An 18,163-nucleotide genomic window follows, 5' to 3' on the forward strand; every position below is an offset into this window, starting at 1 on the left:
CGGTCGCTCATCTTTGAATGGCCTCGATAGAGGTTTTCTCATAATACCTGATTTTGATCCTTATTTATGCAATAATGTAATCACATGAAAGTATAAAAGGAGAAAAACATGCCAAAACAACGCAAACTGATTGAACCTTCCGATTTTGAAAGAATGCGGGTATTTCGACAGCCCATCTCGATCTTTTTACAAGGTGTACAAATAGGGGAGGATGTAATCATTCAATCTCATGATGACGAATTAGTTGTAAGCACCACGGGAGAAAAATTCGTGAAGGCAAATTGTGATTTTCTAAGTAAAAGATAGGGACAATTTCAGTTCACTATAACAATCATGTTATATTAAAATGGCATTATATAGTAGAAATAGGGGGTACATTGACGACTGGAGGATTTCATATGCCTAAGGTAGATTTCGATTTCGATTGCGATTCTGTTTTTCAACAAGTTTATACCTTTGCGCCAATTGCTATAGCGTTGGTGTCCATAGCTGGCACTATCATCAAGGTCAATCCATCCTTCAATCCAACCCTTGGTTATACGGAACAAGAAGCCATCGGACTGACACTTAAGGAAATAACCCATCCGGATGATTTGAATAAAATTAATGGACTAATCGAAGAGGTATTGCGTGGAAACTCACTATTCTATGAGTTGGAAAAGCGTTGTATTCAGAAGAACGGCAACCTTATTTGGGCATCTGTCAGACTGTCATTGGTTCGTGATGAAAAGCAAGGAACTCCACTATACTTTATCGTTCATATCATCGATATTTCAGATAAAATAGCCACTGAACAAAAACTATTAAAGACGGAAGTACTGTATGAACTTATCTCAGAAAATGCGCAAGATATTATTACTTTAGTAAAACCTGATGGTAAAATCGAGTATTTATCGCCCTCGGTGCGTGATTTATTGGGATATGAGCCAGAAGAATTGATTGGAAAAGATAGTACGGAATTAAACCATCCTGAAGACTTAGAAAAACTAAGATCTGCCCCTTTTTCAGATAATGAAGTAGTTACGTATCGTTCACGACATAAGAATGGTACGTATATTTGGTTTGAGACTGCAATTAAACTAATTAGAGATGATCGAGGCCAACTACAGAAGGTATTAGGGATAGGCCGGGATATTACAGAGCGAAAGAAAGTAGAATTGAAGCTGCAAGAGTCGGTTGAGCGCTATACGTCTCTGAAAAAATATAACCACGATGCTATTATTTCTCTGGATGTGAAGGGCAGGATTATTAACACCAACGAAATGGCTGAACGACTGACGGGGTATAGGGTTATCGAGATGAGAGGAGAGCTTATTTCCAAATTTATTGGTGAACGAAATCTCCGAAGAATACTTTCCTATTCCATCGAAGACGTTACAACGGAAAGAAATATTAATATGATCAGACATAAAGATGGACATGATGTTGAAGTGTTAACAACGATAGCTCCGATCATCATAAATAAGGAAAACGTCGGGTACTATGTTATTGCGAAAGATATGACCGAACAGAAACAACTGCTTATCGCAAAGGAAGCTGCTGAAAAGACAAATAAAGCCAAAAGTGAATTTTTAGCTATGATGAGCCATGAAATCCGAACCCCTATGAATGGGGTGATTGGCATGACCGACTTGCTGCTAACTACGACGGATTTGGATGACGAGCAAAAAGAATATGTAGAAATCATTAATAAAAGCGGGAACACGTTGATTAAGATTATTAATGATATTTTGGACTTCTCCAAAATTGAAGCAGGTAAGACGGAATTGCAAGCGCAGCTATTTGATATCAGAGACTGTATTGACGATACGCTCGCAGTATTGATGCCAAAGGCACTTGAAAGAAGGCTTGATATTCAAGTTGTCGTGATTCCGGAATTGCCTAATCGACTAATTGGTGATTATGATCGCGTTAAACAAGTTTTAATGAATCTTATTAGTAATGCGATCAAGTTCACGTATAGCGGCGGGGTGTCCATTGTGGTGGAAAATAATGGGCGTGAAAATCACAAACTCCAGCTTAAAGTTTCAATAAAAGACACCGGGATAGGTATCCCCAAGGAAAAACTCAATCAGTTGTTTAATCCCTTTTATCAATTGGATAGTTTCATGACGCGACAAGTAGAAGGAACGGGATTGGGGTTAGCCATTAGTAAAAAAATTGTAGGGTTGATGGGCGGAGATATTTGGGTCGAAGAAACGGATGAACCTGGAGCAACTTTTGTATTTACAGGTTGGTTTAAAGAGGAGGTATCGTATCCAAACGATTCTTCTATCCAAGAAATTGTATGTGTTCAAAAACCTTTGAACATTTTAATCGCTGAAGATAACCAAATTAATCAGATCGTATTAAAGAAAATGATTGAAAAGATGGGGCATTTCACTAGCATTGTCGAAAATGGCAATCAGGTCATTCGAGCACTCGCTTACGAATCATACGATATCATTTTTATGGACATCCAGATGCCTGCCCTGAATGGTTTTGAAACCACCAAACAGATCAATGAAACAATGCCGCCAGAGAAAATCCCTTATATTATTGCGGTGACAGCTAACGCTTTAAAAGGTGATCGTGAAAAATGTCTTGAAGCAGGAATGAACGATTACATAAGTAAACCAATCAAAAGTGAGATTATACGCAATAAGATTGAAAAGTACCAAAAATGCAAAGGCGGGAAATAAATGGAAGAGTTTATCCATGTTGAACAACAGGACGAAAAGCCGAATATCAAATTCGTTGTCATTACAGATACTCATGTTGAAGATAAGATAGAAGGCAAATATTCGCAAAATTTTATCCAGGCCTTACAGGATATCAGGGCAACTTCACCCGATAGTCAAGGAATTATGCATATTGGTGATATGACGAACAATGGCAAGCAATCAGAGTTTGAAACGATGGCTCAAATTTTGAAGGATCATAAAGAGGGGCTGCCACCCTTCTATTTTACTTTAGGCAACCATGATGTCCGTTGGGCGGACTTTGATACCCAAATGTCTTATTTTACATCGAGTACGGGGATAGATAAAAAGTATTACGATTTTTGGTTGAGCGACTATCATTTTATTTTCCTAGGGACAGAGATAGGATTAAAGGACTCTTCGTATTTATCAGAGACGCAGCTGGAATGGTTAGATCTAAAGCTTTCGGAGCACGAAGAGGCGAACAAACCGTCCTTTATTTTCGTTCATCAGCCTTTGAAACATACAGTTTCAGGGTCACAAAACAAGTTCGGGTGGCATGGTATTCGACAGGACAAAGAGCTTAAGACCATCCTTGCAAAACATCCGCAAACGATTGTCTTTACTGGTCATACCCATTGGGAATTGGGTTCGGCCAATACAATGTACAACTCAAAGTATGCAACTATGTTTAATGCAGCCTCCACTGCCTACTTATGGACAGATGATGATGTGGAGAAGGCAGGCTCGCAGGGATATTTCGTAGAGGTCTATGATCATAAAGTAGTCGTAAAAGGAAGGGACTTTCTCGCTAAAACTTGGATTGAAGCTGCCGCTTACTCAGTTGCACTTCCTTCGCTTATTCCGGTAGTGGACCCTAAAGTCGATCCTGATCTGACGCTTGGTAACCCAACCATGCAGATAGACAAACACGCTTATCGGACTCGCGATTTGATTGAAGTTACGTACACGGGGGCATTGAGAGAAGATGCTTTCGGTATTTTTCCAAGAGGAGCTTTGCCAAGTGAGATTAAACCGATTACGCCCATTGCGCACATTAAAACCAATTCGGTTAGTCAGCCGGATGGGAAAATCATATTCACTGATCTGAATCTTCCTGCGGGATCTTACGATATCATTTATTTGGGGGAGACGTTGAATACAGAGCTGGTTCGAATACCTTTTGAGGTTATTTCTGAAGATTAGAGGATGATTGAGTGTGAGCTAAACAATTAAAGTTCTTGGAATCCGGTTTGATGCCGGATTCCTTTTTTTATCTGCTTTATTCTAGCTCCGCAAGCAAATTTGCAAGTAAAGGATTTGTTTAACAACCTGGTCCATCGAAATCTTCTCCTTTAAATTTAAGGATTTGGGTATAAACTAACTTGTTTTTAGTTGTTAAAGCGCAGATATAACTTGAATGCCTCTATTTCCTTCATCAATCTGGGTGTGTCCATCGGTTCGTTAGCAGGTGGGTGGTTTATTACCGCTTCAGGCATGAAAGGGATTATATGGAGTGGCTTATTATTTATTACGTTGGCACTTCTATGTATTGGATTTAAATTTATGTACTTCAACCGAAAAGGATTGGAGGTAAATCGTGTTTCAAACAGTGCCTAACTGGACAGCAAGAAATATGAAAATACGTCGTCGAATAAGAAAATATGCTATAATTCAATGAGATTTATTTCCAAATTTATGATAATAAATAAAAGCTATATCGGATAAGGGAGGAACTGGATCAAGATGAAACGAACATTTATGAAAAGGGTACTTGCTAGACTAATGCTCGCAACAGTCGTGTTAGTTTCCAGTGGCTACGCGCTATTGGGCAAAGAGAATCATGCTATTGCCAGCGTACCTACACCGTCTATACTAATCTCACCTATACGAACGGTTATAATGGACACTACACCTGAAGTTATTATGCGAGCTCCAATAGGCTCAACGATCGAGATTTTTGAAGGCATAACGAAGCTTGCTTATAAAGACGGGAATGGAAATTCCAATGTAATTCTTGAATTGCCTCCACTTCGTAAAGGAGTGCACATGCTTACAGCAAAAGTCGTATCGAACAGTGAAACAAAAACTTTTTCTTTGCCTCCTATTGTTGTCGATGATAACGAAATCTTCAATATTGAAGACATCGTACCGATTGCTTCAGACGTGGCTGACCACGAGTGGGATATGAATGGAGATGGTGTGTTTGGCCTTAAAGGGGAGATTGAATATTTACTTTCTCGAATTGAACCAAACACGATAGGATATCCAATCGATGATTTCACCGTTGTACCAACTGCTACGTCAGCCACATACGCGACCTTTACTTTTAGCAAGCCATTTGGGGCGACAAGTGTGAAGTTGTTAAAGAAGACTGCTGCGGAAGCAACATTTATGGACGCAGGGACTCTCAGCGTCAGTGAAGCAACCTATACCGTAACCGGACTTACACCGAACACATCCTATGAATTTAAATTGATGGTAACAGGAGGACCCAAGGCAGGGGAATCGAATAGGGTCTCTGTTATGACCCCACTTATTCCATTGGTCGCCGAACCGCATCAAGCTTTGGATTTCAACGGTGCCGGCGATTATGTAGAAATCGCGAATGACATTGTTTATCATTCATCGTCGTTCACGATCGAAGCATGGGTTAAACCGAAGGATTTCAAATGGAAGACAGGAATTGTGTCCAAATATCAGGCGCACGGTGAAGATTCCTTCACACTTCGTTTGAGTGACGGTCCGCCGACTTATCCTGATTACAATAAAATCAACTTCCAGATCGGTGATGGAATGGAGCTTGATTCAGTTACCAACCTTGAATTAAATAAATGGTATCATTTAGCGGCTTTATACGACGGTACAACTCAAACTATGAAGCTATACATTAATGGAGTACTCGATTCCATGCGTTCTGGCGCCACTTACAAGATCAATTCGTCCTTGATTACGATTGGCGCGGATTTTTTGGAAGATCCTCGATATTTCAAAGGTCAGATCGGGAGGTCAGATTCTGGACGATGGTAAGAACAGAAGCTGAAATCCAAGAGGATATGAACAACCATATTGAATCCGAAAACCATACTGGCCTTGCAGGCTATTGGACTTTCAACGTAGGGGCCCAGGATCAGTCCGGCAACAGCCGAAACGGAACGATTCATGGCAGACCCGTAACGATTAAGTGAAGACTGGTGGAGAATAAAGACGTACCAATAAAGCAGGCGCTGAGCGCGACCTGCTTTTTCCTTTGAAGAGGACAGGTTAATAGGTAAAGTTGTCTTCATGGAATTTCACTGTTAATATTTTTGAGCGGAATGAATTTCTACTAGTATGAAAATATGCCAGCATGGATGGCATTTCCATCCTGATTATGTAGCGCTTCAATTTGAGCTGGAAGCCTTCTTTGATTCCAACATGTTTGTATCTGTTTCAGGAATCAATGCTTCCATATAGAGTAGAATAGGATATGGGCAGCCTATTTCTCTACAGCTACAATAGGAGAAGAGATTAATACGAAGGAGCCTTATTCAATGGTACCTTACTTTCCATCAAAAGGACTAAATGGCGTACGATTTGTTTATTACACAGATATAGAAGTTAATAGTGTCGCATTAGCAGGCACTTTTAACAATTGGAATGGCGATCGAAACTATATGAACAAAAGGGAAGATGGGGAAATTCGAGCACTATAAATTTCTAATCATCTGCGAACGAACAACCCTGCATTTTGGAGAGGGGAATTAACGTTCATTCGCAATTCAGAAGAGCTGGTATTATCATACTCAAGGCAGTTCGAGGATAGTAAGTATATGATCATAGTTAACTTGTCAAAAGATGATTTGTTCGTGCATTTTAACAATGAGGTGTTAACAGACGATGTTATTAAAGACAGTAATCATATGATCTATCGAACAGGAAAAAACGATCGTCGAACCATTAAGGATTCATCTAAAATATGGATCGATAGTTATGAAACAATCATATATAGATTGTCCAATTTGAAAGGACTTATCAAGTTTGTTAAACGTCAGATTTCTTTAAGACTGGTGCAGTAAGCTTGTACCACAGGAGCATGCCTAGAGAGCTCAGACCTACCAGTAATAAAAGGGCATAAACATTTTTGAAGGAATATGTTATTGGCGTAGTCTTTTGAATTTCGAGTAGTATTCCACAAATCGCAACCGAGATTGAACCGCCAAAGAATTGAATGAGCTGCATAAGTCCCATGCCGGATCCTATTAACGATTTTGGAAGAATACGTGAGGTCTCATTGTTCAAAGAAGCAATCGTTGCTGAGAAAGCAGGCGAAAAACAAAGATATCCAAGTAATATAACAAGCGGCGAAGCTCCCAGAGTTACATAAAATATAATCATCACCAAAGCTAACATACAATGCCCTATAAACATAAAGCGTAGATTACCGTAACGATCTATCCATCTTCCAACGAAACGGGTCAAGAAGGCTGCCAAAAGTGCCCCCGGCGCAATCGTTAACCCAATCATCATAGGCGATTGATCGAACACCTTAGCTAACACCAATGGCATTAGAAATAAATTACCCAAGTTTAACACCAAGATGCAAAACCCGATTATAACCAGTTTACGATAAGCTGGATTGCTTAGCAGTTCAGGGTTAATGAACGTATGGTTCGCTCGTTTCAAATGCCATGCATGTATAAGCAACGAAAGACAACTGGCGACAAGCCAGCCGACAGAAAGTTGCGTCACAGCTAACAGCAGCGTAGTTGCATTGACGATCGTTAAGAGAGCACCTAAAATGTCAAATCGGAAGGCTGCCACGTTTTCTTTGGGGAGTAAGCGTACAAGAATAGGAAGTATGACCAGAACCAGACAAGTAATAGCGAACAATCCATTCCAACCAAAGTATTCGCTAATCAAACCGCCAACGATCGGACCGAGCCCGAAAGCCATCGCACTTCCTGCGGATATCATGGCGATTGCTGACCCTCGTCTTTCAATTGGAATATATCGGCTTGCCAGAACCAAACCAAGGCCTGCCATGACCCCTGCGCCAGCGGACTGAAGAATACGAGCTATGAGCAACGCAGTGAATTCACGGGCAAATAATCCGAAAATCGATGAAAGTCCAAGCACCAAAAGCCCCACGATCAGCAGTTTACGAATCGGTAATACATCAGAGAGCCTGCTGTAAATGACTGTCGATAAGGCATATCCGATGGAGTAGCTTGAGATTACCCATGATCCGAGATCAGCAGTAATCCCAAGATCATGAATAATACTAGGGATAGACACATTAAACATCGTCGTATTCATAACAACGATGAACAAGCCAATTGTCCATACCGGCATTACAATTTTATCGTTCATCCATTACCATCCTGTCTAACTAGAGATGTATTATATATATCCCCTATTATACAAATGTCACTCCAACATAAAAAGGGCTGCCCGCGGCAGCTCTTTTATGTTTTTTTTTTAGGTTCACTGGCTATTCCTCTCATGAATAATAGATTGTTCTTTTATCCACACTAAAGGTCAGGAAGAAAGTAAATTAAGGGGGAAATAACGGTATGGAAAAGATATTATTGCGGATTTTATTTGTCTCATCATTAGCAGCAGCCCCATTCGTATTGAAACGTAATAACCTTCTCATGTATCTGACCGTATTTTTCGCGAAATGTGTTTTATCAAGTACCATAGATTCTTACTTTATTAAAAAAGGAAACATCTCGTACCCTGTTCGTCCTTTCACCAAAATATTTGATAGTAACATTTTGTACGATTTGTTATTTTATCCGCTTTTAAGTGTAATCTGGGTAAGATGGTCTTATCAAAGTAAACCGCGTGAACTCATCACGAAAAGTTTATTTTTTAGCGTTCCAATGACGCTGCTTCAATGGTTTCTAGAGAGGAAAACGGATTTATTTAGATGGAAATCGTGGACGGCTCTTCATACATTTATATCCATTAATTCAACTCTGTTTATGATAAGAGGGTTTGTGGGTTTATTAAAAAGGATTAAGCCTGATATAAATGCAAGAGGAAGAAATTTTGTAGAAGAGCGATCCCATAGCAAGAAGCCGACACCTGAGTTCATTGCAAGTTCAGTAAATCACCGACTGCCGAATGACAACTATGCACAAATCCAATAAAATTGAGAAATTATTATGGTCCATCGCACTCCCTGGGTTTGGTCAGTTTTTAAACGGGAAATATGTTAAAGCAATCACATTGATTATTTTGGAATTTATCGTGAATTACATGTCTGATCTCAATCAAATTATTATCGACAGCTTCAAAGGAAACATTCAAGAGGCTATCCAACAAACCGATTATCATTGGCTAATGTTTTACCCTTGTCTCTACATGTTTAGTATTTGGGATGCTTATAAAGATGGGGGAGATACGGCAGAGTACGCGTATTTTCCTTTTGTATTAGGCGCTTTTCTCGGGACGGTAGGTATCATCTATTCGGATGAGTTTCAACCTTTCGGTATTCTATTGGGCCCCGTATGGCTGCCTATGCTGTTTTCATTCGTTGGAATTGCAATTGGCGTTGTTAGTTTTCTTTTTTTAAAACGACGTCAATCGATATTATAAAGGGTATCCCTGTCGGATATATAAGACAGTTGGAGATCCCTTTTTCTTTTTTACCTATTGTCTGAGCGTATATGGTTTCTTCAACTAATAGGATTTATATCATGTGTGTTGGTATATACCCAATCGTCATTTCTCTCATAAGCATAAGATAAAGTACGGGGGACTATGGGGGTGAATGTAATGGCGATAATTGTAGCAGCGAAAAAAGAGTCAGCGAAGAATGCGCCAGTGAAGAAAGAAGCAGTGAAGAAAGAGCCAGTGAAGAAAGAAGCAGCGAAGAAAGAGCCAGTGAAGAAAGAAGCAGCGAAGAAAGAGCCAGTGAAGAAAGAAGCAGTGAAGAAAGAAGCAGCGAAGAAAGAGCCAGTGAAGAAAGAAGCAGTGAAGAAAGAAGCAATGAAGAAAGAAAAAGTGATTAAAGAAACGACGAAAAGAGAAGTCGTGAACCCAAGGAATTTATTTGAAATGCAGGAAACAGAAACGGAGAATAGATATATAATGAGAAGCCCCAGTACAAGGGAGGGAAGAAATGGTGTAACGCGAGTCTCAAGAGAAGAAATTAATGACAAAATTAATGAGGCGATAGATGTACTGGGCACATCGAAGCGAAATGTCTCGTCAGACAAATTGAGACGGGCAGATGAGGAAATTGATCGAGCCTTACGTATTCTTATCAAAGCGCAACGAGAGATAAATTCAAGAAGAAATTGGTATATATCAGAGTGAAAACATAGTTGATTGGTGCGAAGCAAAGATGAAAATCCTTGCTTTTTTTATTTATCGGTGTTAATATCACACAAACGAAAATAAGATTTGAACCTTCGGGGCAGGGTGAAATTCCCTACCGGCGGTGAGGATATATACGTGTATGTATCTAAGCCCGCGACTCCCAGCCTGTATAGTCTGGGACTGACTTGGTGGAATTCCAAGGCCGACGGTATAGTCCGGATGAGAGAAGGTGAAGGACAACCTGTTAAAAATTCCATTTTTAATAGGTCTGTTTGTCAATGCCCCTGTTGCTTGTAAACAGGGGCATTGTCTCTTTCAGGAGGTTCAATTCAAAACATCATCTAGGGATCTTTGAGCGTATTTCTCAAAGTCTCTCCTATTGGGAGGTTTTTGAATTGGAAAATGTATTTAAGCTAGGAAGTAAGCGCGCAAGTTTGTACTCATCAAGCAGCAGGGGCATCAATGGGATCTGGTATGTGGCACTCGGTGCTACTCTTTGGGGGGTGGACCCTCTCTTTCGAATCTTATTGTTGAAAAGTTTTACCTCTGCACAAATTGTGTTCATTGAACATCTGCTGCTGGCCTGCTATGCGCTTCCGGTGCTAATAACGTATCGCAAGTCCTTAGCTGGCAAACTAACTCTAGCAATTATTGGTGCTCTACTATTTATTTCATGGGGTGGATCGGCTATAGCCACCATACTCTTCACTTCCGCTTTCGCTCACGGCAGTGCAAACTCCGTCTTGCTTTTGCAGAAGCTGCAGCCCTTATTCGCCATTGTATTGGCTCGTGCATTGCTTAAAGAGGAATTGCCTTCTAAATTTTTTGTTTATATCGTAATGGCGTTGCTAGGTACGTATTTGCTGACGTTTGGTTTTGCTTCTCCGAAGTTGGGCTTGAAGGATTTAGGTACGTTAAGCTGCTTATTTTCAATTCTAGCTGCTGTTTTATGGGGTGGATCAACCGTGATGGGGAAGTACCTGCTTCAAAAAAACTTGGATTTTCCAGTTGTCACATCACTGCGCTTCCTGATGGCGATCCCGCTGCTAACGGTTGTCCTTCTGGTAAGTGGTGATGCGTGGCACTTAGGCGGTTCTAGCGGTGATCTAACGCTTATCGCAGTCAATCTGCTGTTCCAGGCCTTTTTCCCAGGGTTGATCAGCATGCTCCTTTATTATAAGGGTTTGGCATCGACAAAGGCATTGTTTGCAACGCTTGCCGAGCTTGCTTTCCCAGCTGTTGGGGTAGGCATAAACTGGGTTGTGTTTGGTCAAAAGCTAACCTTAGGGCAACTAGCAGGCTTTGTATTTATTTGGTTAACCCTATGGTTAATGAGCCGTAGTAAAGGAAATGTTTAAGTTATCTCAAACAAGAATTTTTGGCGATATATGGTAATCAGATTTGCTAAGAGAACGTAGAGGCGCTATTTGGATGAAAATACACAAATTCATGAGGAAAAGGAACGACGATGCGCTATTTTGCTGTTTTTGCCTCCCGATCGTTCATTTTGATCAAATAGCGCCCTCTCGTTCCTCTCAATTGATTATTAGTGCAAATTTCCCGAAATAACGAATCTACGTTCCGCGAACTTGAGATCAGTTGACTTTGGCCTTGGCCCAATTGATAGAAAAACAAAAAATGAGATGGCAAGGATAATCCTTGCCATCTCATTTTTTTGTTTTCTGTGCCCCTAAGTGAATAATTACCCTTATGGGACAACCCTTGCAATTTTTTTAGAAACGAGCTGCAACTTCTTTTGCTTGAGCAATTGCTTTTTCTTTAATGGATTGAGCTTTATCCGGCGTTAAAGCCATGCCTTCAACAAAAATGGCTTCGAAGGAAGGGATACCGTAGAATTGCGAGATTTTTTTCAGGTAGCTGAAGCCACTTTCAAATGCTGCAGCAGGGCCTTCGGAATAAATGCCGCCGCTCGCTTGAATATGTAGTCCTTTTTTGTTTGTCAACAAACCAACTGGACCATTTTCTGTATATTTGAAAGTTTTACCTGCAACGGAAACTGCATCAATGTAAGCTTTCAATACTGGAGGGAATGAGAAGTTCCACATTGGAGAAACGAAAACATATTTATCTGCAGCTACGAATTGGTCAACTAGAGCGCCTAAACGTGCTACTTTTGCTTTTTCTGCATCAGACAGCTGGTCAAAAGCTGTTCCGGATTGAAGTTTCCCCCAACCGCTGAATACATCAGCATCAATTTGAGGAATATCTTGTTTGAAAAGATCCACATGAATAACCTCATCGGATGGATTCGCTTCACGATATGCCTCGATGAATTCTTTACCTACCGCAAGGCTGAAAGATGTTTGGTGATCGTGCGGGTGTGCCGTGATATAAAGTACTGTTGCCATAATTAATAACTTCCCTTCTATACTTAAAATAATTACAGTTGTTATTATAACTTATTTTGAGTAAATTTCAAACAATAAATTAGTAACTTATAATATGTGCAAAAAAGGATCGCTAAGGGAGCATGTTTAGCTCGCATTGAGGCGGTCTTTTTTTATGAAAAGAAGCATAAGAAAGTAATCAAGGTATTTGATTGTTTTGAAGATTTACAATTTATTATCTTGTGGTTGACACAGGAAAAACAAAAATACGTTATTTTTGTTATGTGGGAACGGTCTCACACGAAGAAATGGGGTTGCAACATGGAGCTTACGATTAAGGAAATTGCCCAACGTGCCGGTGTATCCAAATCTACTGTGTCGCGAGTGATTTCTGGCAAGGGCTATACCAGCATGGAGGTACGCGATAAGGTACTCCAGCTGATCGAAGAATTACAATATAAGCCCAATGCCGTGGCAAGGGCTATGGTTTCACAGAGAACGCATAACATTGGTGTCCTGATCTATCGCCAGCATCATCCCATTGCGTCTCATCCATTTTACGGCAAAATTCTTGATGCTATTTTGATGACAGCCGCAAGCTTGAATTATTCTGTTTTCGTTACAACAGACCATGATATGTCGCTGCGTTCTGCTGATTTTATGATGGAAAAAAGGGTGGACGGACTGATCCTGATCAGCCGCTTGCAGCAGAACGTCATTGATTACATCACTAACTTCGGAGTTCCCTACGTGATGGTCAATGGCTCCACGGATGTCGACGGCGTCATGCATATTGTCAATCAAGATGAAGAAGGCGGACGGATGGTCGCCGAATATCTAACGGAATTAGGGCATCGTCAGATTTTTGTTATTGCAGGGCCGCAGACGCACCGCAGCCACAATTTGAGGCTGAAAGGATTTAAAAATTACTTAGCAGGAATTGGGGTTCCGATCCCATCCTCATCGATCTTACAGGCATCGACTTCCACCTTCGGGGAAGGGTATGAGCTCATGAGCAGCCATTGGGATCAGTTTGGTGCAGGCGGATTTACATCGCTATTTGCTACCAACGATATGATCGCGCTGGGGGCTATGAAGTTTATGTTGGAGAAATCTATACGCATTCCTGAACAGGTTGCAGTAGTAGGCTTTGATGATATTGATTTTGCCGCTATGTTCTCACCCTCTTTAACAACGATCAGGGTCAATACAGAGGAGATGGGGATTCAAGCCTTTAGCCTGTTAGACAAGCTTATCCGTCAAGAAGAGAACATCGAGAATCCGAAGCAGCTAGTACCCAAATTGATAGTCCGGCAATCAACCCAATAATTGACATACGAGAGGAGTGGTTAGTCCGCATGCGTTGGTATTTAAAAGCGATAGGACCACGAAAAATCGTGGAATTTATCATACTTGTTGTATTCGTCATCTTTTTCTTGGGCCCTCTGCTCAACCTAGCCATACTGGCTTTTACCGGCAAATGGACCTACCCGGATATCTTGCCGCACGAATGGTCATTGAAATGGTGGACATTTGTGCTGCAGCAGGAGGATATCGCGAAATCGATTGGCTTGTCGTTTATGATCGCATCCATCGTGACCGCGCTATCCATTGTGCTTTGTATTCCAGCAGCCTATGCGTTTGCTCGCATTCGTTTTCCGCTTAGCCGTTTTTTCTTATTCTCGTTTCTACTGACACACGCTTTTCCGAAAATGGGGCTTTATGTTTCGATCGCTGTGCTCTTTTACAAACTTGGACTGATGAACACGTTGATTGGCGTTGTTTTGATCCATATGATCAATGTGCTCATGTTCATGACCTGGATTCCAACGGCTGCTTTCCGCAATGTGCATACAGCTCAGGAGGAGTCAGCTAGGGATGTGGGGGCGAGCCCGTTCCGCGTATTCCGCAGTATTACATTGCCGATGGCGATGCCAGGTATTATCGTGGCTTCGATCTTTACATTTCTTAACTCGCTTGATGAAGCACAGGGAACTTTTCTGGTGGGCATCCCTAATTACAAAACAATGCCGATCGTCATGTACTCTATCATCAGTGATTATCCAGCCTACGCTGGCGCTGTGTTTTCTATCATTCTGACGGCGCCTACGATCATCCTGCTGCTGGCCGCGCAGCGCTTTGTGAGTGCAGATATTATGTCCAGCGGCTTCCAACTCAAATAACGAAAAACCAATTATCAAAGCGTATGCTTCCGATGCGAGTTTTGTTTTGAAGTATCACTTAGAGGCAACGCTCAACAAAACTTTTAGGGGGCACCTATGGATATTCAGCTTTCCGTTCAACAACTGACGAAGCGCTATAAAACAGGAGAAGGTGTAACAGGAATCTCCCTCGATGTTCGCAAAGGCGAGTTAATCACACTGCTGGGCCCTTCAGGCTGCGGTAAAACTACGGTGCTTCGCAGCATTGGCGGATTTCTCGACGCAGATTCAGGCGATATTCTCATTGAGGGTAAAAGTGTTCTCAAATTACCACCGGAAAAACGTCCGACTTCCATGGTGTTTCAAGGTTACAATCTATGGCCGCATATGACGGTGTTTGACAACCTGGCATTCGGTCTCAAAATACGCAAGATGAAAAAGGCTGACATCGATAAGGCTGTGAACGAAGTGCTTCAGCTTGTTCGTTTACCTGGTGCAGAGCTCAAATATCCGGGTGAACTTTCCGGTGGTCAGCAGCAGCGGATAGCGGTTGCCAGATCACTGCTCCTTAACCCTGCTGTTCTTTTGCTGGATGAACCTTTCTCCGCACTTGATGCGAAGCTTCGTCACGAGATGAGAGAAGAGCTGCGAGAAATTCAATCCAAGACAGGTCTTACGATGGTATTCGTCACTCATGATCAAGAAGAAGCGCTGTCGATTTCTGATCGCATTGTCGTTATGAACCAAGGCAATATTGAGCAAATTGCTACTCCGCAAGAAATTTACGATGAACCGAGTACGTTGTTTGTTTCCCAATTTATAGGCAAAATGAACTTTTTGAAAGGGGTGATTACAGCCGGCGGGTTGACCGTAGGACATCTAAGTTTTCCAAATACAAAAAATCTGTCCGGGCAAGTAAATCTGGCAGTTCGACCTGAAGATGTGATTATACAAGGCGAAGAAGGACAAGGCCTTTCCGGAGTAATCAAACAGGTTATGGTACTCGGACATTATGCCGAAGTGTCCATTGATTTGCCAGAGTACGGCACAATTCGGGCGTTTCAACCACGGGATTTCGTTAAGGATCTTCATACAGGGCAACAAGTCAAAGCAAACTTTGCGAAAGTTTTAGCCTATCCAGAAAATTAGACCCAAATCCCAAGGAGGAATTATCTATGTTTCGCAAGAAATCCGCTGTTATGTTAGTGACATTAATGACTGCTACCGCTGCTTTTGTATCCGGGTGCGGCAGTTCTTCAACGAATGCAGGTTCCGCAGCTCAAAGCACTAGTCCGGCCAAAGAAACGGCTGGCGCTAAACAGCCTGTCGAGTTTAACTTCTATTTTACCGGCTCACAAAATGTAAAAGATCTATGGGATACGCTGATTCCTATGTTCGAGAAACAAAATGCGGATGTTAAAGTGAAACCCGTTTACATTCCTTCAGGAACAGGCGCACAACCGACTTATGATCGCATTACGGCTGCAAAGCAAGCTAACAAAGGCTCAGGCGATATCGATTTATATGAAGATGGCTTGTCTTATGTAACTCGTGGGCAGAAAGATGGCCTGTGGGACACTTTACCAAATGACAAAATTAAAAACTTGGCAAATGTCGATGAGAAAACGTTAAAAGATATTTCTAATCTTGCTATTCCTTATCGTTCCTCTGCTGTCGTATTGGCTTATAATAGTGATAAAGTTAAAACACCTCCAACGAATTTAGACGAGCTGTATGATTGGATCAAGAAAAATCCAGCCAAATTCGCTTACAATGATCCATCCACAGGGGGTTCTGGTAATTCTTTTGTAGCGACAACGCTATATAAATTCTTGCCAGAAGAAGCTATCCATAATTCCGATCCAAGTGTTGAAAAAGGGTGGGATCCAGGCTTTGCGCTGCTCAAGGAACTTGGCAAATCCGTATATGGCAAAGGTATTTATCCAAAGAAAAACCAAGGTACTTTAGATTTATTGACAAGCGGCGAAGTAGATATGATTCCGGCATGGTCGGATATGGTTCTTGAGCAATTGGCGAAAGGTCAGCTTCCAAAAACAACAAAAATGGCGCAAATCAAGCCAGGATTTAACGGCGGACCAACCTACTTAATGGTACCTAAGCTGTCGGAAAAGAAAGATGCAGTCTACAAATTCCTGAACTTCGTTCTTTCATCTGAGGCTCAAGCCGTGGTTGTTGACAAAATGCATGGTTTCCCAGGGATCAAGCTTACAAATATGTCTAAAGAAATTCAAGATTCATTCAAAGGTGCATCCGAAGGATTCCGCTCCTTCAATATCGGCGAACTGGACAAAGATATGACCAAACGCTGGCAAAGTGATGTTGCTGCACAATGAGTAAACAAATGAAAATGGGGATACTGGGATTGATTCTGGTCATCCCCTCTTTTTTATTGCTCTTTGTCACTGTCGTCATTCCGATCATCATTTCTTTTAAAGAAAGCTTTACCAATAAGTCTGGCGGGTACGATTTGTCCAACTATACGTATTTATTTACGGATAAGCTGATGCGTTCCAATATCATTTTCACGCTGGAAGTGACGATTATCTCGGTCATTCTCGTGCTAATTATTAGCTACGCGCTGGCCGCGTATATGAGATTTAATAACGGTACGATGGTGAAATGGATTCGCAACATGTACATGATTCCAATCTTCATCCCATCCGTAATCGCTACGTATGGATTAATTCAATTGCTTGGCAACCATGGTTGGGTATCCCGCATGCTGCTTCTGGTCAACGGAGGGGAAATGCCGCGTATTATTTTCGACATGAAGGGGATTATTATCGCTAATTTGTGGTTTAACATTCCGTTTACGACGATGCTGCTTGGATCAGCCTTATCCGCCGTCCCCAATTCTGTCATTGAAAGCGCGAAGGATGTTGGAGCACGTAAATTGCAAATCTTCGTCCGTTTCATTTTGCCGCTCACGTATAAAACTTTACTCGTAGCCGTTACATTTGTATTCATGGGTGTGATCGGTTCATTTACGGCACCATTTCTGATTGGACCCAATGCGCCACAAATGCTAGGGGTATCCATGGAACAAGTATTTGGGGTTTTCCAAGAAAAACAGCTTGCAGCGGCGATCGCATTCTTTACGTTCCTGCTATGTTCAGTAATGGGATACTTTTATATCCGCAGTATGATCACGGAAGAGAGCGCGAGGTCACGATGAATCAACTTATTATGGATGTACAAGGAATTGTACATCCCAATTCTTCCAAAACGCATATTACGTACAAGTTTCACATAGGAACGCAGGGTGGTAAGCTAAGGATCCATTTTGCTTATGAACCCAAAAGTCTAGAAGATCAGGAACAATCGAAAACGATGATTTTCGAGAGCATAAACAAATACACGGAACCCAATCAGCGTGAGCGGGTTCAAATAAAATGGGAATCCTTCCTGCCGCTGAAAAACTTAATAACCGTATCCGTCGACGACCCTGAAAGACACCGCGGTGCGGGACATCGGCATGATCCTGAGCAGCTGTTGGTTATTGGTGAGCGCGAAGCTTCCCCAGGCTTTGTGAGTGGTAAAATGCTAGCAGGCATGTGGCACGTTACGTTAAGTTTGCATGCGATTGTTACCGAAAGCTGCCGTTACACTTTGCAAATTCATCAAGAGGAGGAATAGCGGC

General features: G+C 41.6%; 17 protein-coding genes and 1 riboswitch. Of the genes, 15 read left to right on the plus strand and 2 right to left on the minus strand.

Going from position 1 to position 18,163, the window contains the following annotated elements; genetic code table 11:
* Positions 1–108: 108 nt before the first annotated feature.
* The 5 genes from G519_RS0138760 to G519_RS50980 all read left to right on the plus strand — a co-directional run bounded on the left by G519_RS0138760 (position 109) and on the right by G519_RS50980 (position 5,869).
* On the plus strand, positions 109–306 hold the full coding sequence (locus tag G519_RS0138760; RefSeq protein ID WP_029199097.1) for a hypothetical protein: 198 nt from the start codon (positions 109–111) through the stop codon (positions 304–306).
* A 92-nt stretch (positions 307–398) separates the two neighbouring features.
* On the plus strand, positions 399–2,681 hold the full coding sequence (locus tag G519_RS0138765) for a PAS domain S-box protein (protein WP_084160553.1): 2,283 nt from the start codon (positions 399–401) through the stop codon (positions 2,679–2,681).
* A complete protein-coding gene (locus tag G519_RS46780) occupies positions 2,682–3,887 on the plus strand; it encodes a metallophosphoesterase family protein (RefSeq protein ID WP_051254115.1) in 1,206 nt (401 codons plus the stop codon).
* A 540-nt stretch (positions 3,888–4,427) separates the two neighbouring features.
* Positions 4,428–5,711: a LamG-like jellyroll fold domain-containing protein gene (locus G519_RS0138775; protein WP_029199099.1), complete on the plus strand. Its 1,284-nt coding sequence runs from the start codon at positions 4,428–4,430 to the stop codon at positions 5,709–5,711.
* The gene (locus G519_RS50980; protein WP_154669675.1) at positions 5,705–5,869 is read left to right on the plus strand and encodes a hypothetical protein; all 165 of its coding nucleotides are present in this window, start codon (positions 5,705–5,707) and stop codon (positions 5,867–5,869) included. Before G519_RS0138775 ends, G519_RS50980 begins: the two co-directional genes overlap by 7 nt.
* A gap of 835 nt (positions 5,870–6,704) precedes the next feature.
* Here G519_RS50980 and G519_RS0138795 read toward each other — a convergent pair.
* On the minus strand, positions 6,705–8,033 hold the full coding sequence (locus tag G519_RS0138795) for an MFS transporter (RefSeq protein WP_029199101.1): 1,329 nt from the start codon (positions 8,031–8,033) through the stop codon (positions 6,705–6,707).
* A gap of 203 nt (positions 8,034–8,236) precedes the next feature.
* On the opposite strand from G519_RS0138795, the gene G519_RS46785 reads away from it, so the two are divergent.
* The 4 genes from G519_RS46785 to G519_RS0138815 all read left to right on the plus strand — a co-directional run bounded on the left by G519_RS46785 (position 8,237) and on the right by G519_RS0138815 (position 11,350).
* Positions 8,237–8,818 carry a CBO0543 family protein gene (locus G519_RS46785; protein WP_064743625.1) on the plus strand — a complete coding sequence of 194 codons (582 nt, stop codon included), beginning with the start codon at positions 8,237–8,239 and terminating at the stop codon, positions 8,816–8,818.
* Complete coding sequence (locus G519_RS0138805; RefSeq protein ID WP_029199102.1) at positions 8,802–9,266, plus strand: membrane protein; 465 nt, start codon at positions 8,802–8,804, stop codon at positions 9,264–9,266. Before G519_RS46785 ends, G519_RS0138805 begins: the two co-directional genes overlap by 17 nt.
* A 180-nt stretch (positions 9,267–9,446) precedes the next feature.
* Positions 9,447–9,989, plus strand: coding sequence for a hypothetical protein (locus G519_RS51855; protein ID WP_051254116.1), 543 nt, complete (start codon positions 9,447–9,449; stop codon positions 9,987–9,989).
* 87 nt (positions 9,990–10,076) lie between these two features.
* A riboswitch (FMN riboswitch) is annotated at positions 10,077–10,227 on the plus strand.
* 160 nt (positions 10,228–10,387) lie between these two features.
* The gene (locus tag G519_RS0138815; RefSeq protein WP_029199103.1) at positions 10,388–11,350 is read left to right on the plus strand and encodes a DMT family transporter; all 963 of its coding nucleotides are present in this window, start codon (positions 10,388–10,390) and stop codon (positions 11,348–11,350) included.
* Positions 11,351–11,725: 375 nt separating this feature from the next.
* On the opposite strand, the gene G519_RS0138820 is transcribed toward G519_RS0138815, so the two are convergent.
* Positions 11,726–12,361 (minus strand): FMN-dependent NADH-azoreductase, encoded by a 636-nt coding sequence (locus G519_RS0138820; RefSeq protein WP_029199104.1) that lies wholly within the window; start codon positions 12,359–12,361, stop codon positions 11,726–11,728.
* Positions 12,362–12,661: 300 nt separating this feature from the next.
* Here G519_RS0138820 and G519_RS0138825 point away from each other — a divergent pair, with 300 nt between their 5' ends.
* The 6 genes from G519_RS0138825 to G519_RS0138850 all read left to right on the plus strand — a co-directional run bounded on the left by G519_RS0138825 (position 12,662) and on the right by G519_RS0138850 (position 18,159).
* On the plus strand, positions 12,662–13,669 hold the full coding sequence (locus G519_RS0138825; protein ID WP_029199105.1) for a LacI family DNA-binding transcriptional regulator: 1,008 nt from the start codon (positions 12,662–12,664) through the stop codon (positions 13,667–13,669).
* A 29-nt stretch (positions 13,670–13,698) separates the two neighbouring features.
* Positions 13,699–14,523 carry an ABC transporter permease gene (locus tag G519_RS0138830; RefSeq protein ID WP_029199106.1) on the plus strand — a complete coding sequence of 275 codons (825 nt, stop codon included), beginning with the start codon at positions 13,699–13,701 and terminating at the stop codon, positions 14,521–14,523.
* Positions 14,524–14,619: 96 nt separating this feature from the next.
* The gene (locus tag G519_RS0138835) at positions 14,620–15,651 is read left to right on the plus strand and encodes an ABC transporter ATP-binding protein (RefSeq protein WP_029199107.1); all 1,032 of its coding nucleotides are present in this window, start codon (positions 14,620–14,622) and stop codon (positions 15,649–15,651) included.
* A gap of 26 nt (positions 15,652–15,677) precedes the next feature.
* Positions 15,678–16,856: an extracellular solute-binding protein gene (locus G519_RS0138840; protein WP_029199108.1), complete on the plus strand. Its 1,179-nt coding sequence runs from the start codon at positions 15,678–15,680 to the stop codon at positions 16,854–16,856.
* Complete coding sequence (locus tag G519_RS0138845) at positions 16,853–17,698, plus strand: ABC transporter permease (protein ID WP_029199109.1); 846 nt, start codon at positions 16,853–16,855, stop codon at positions 17,696–17,698. The genes G519_RS0138840 and G519_RS0138845 overlap by 4 nt, the downstream gene beginning before the upstream one ends.
* A complete protein-coding gene (locus G519_RS0138850; protein WP_029199110.1) occupies positions 17,695–18,159 on the plus strand; it encodes a hypothetical protein in 465 nt (154 codons plus the stop codon). The genes G519_RS0138845 and G519_RS0138850 overlap by 4 nt, the downstream gene beginning before the upstream one ends.
* Positions 18,160–18,163: the final 4 nt, after the last annotated feature.

Source organism: Paenibacillus alginolyticus DSM 5050 = NBRC 15375 (genome assembly GCF_000422905.1).
Lineage (GTDB): Bacteria > Bacillota > Bacilli > Paenibacillales > NBRC-103111 > Paenibacillus_E > Paenibacillus_E alginolyticus.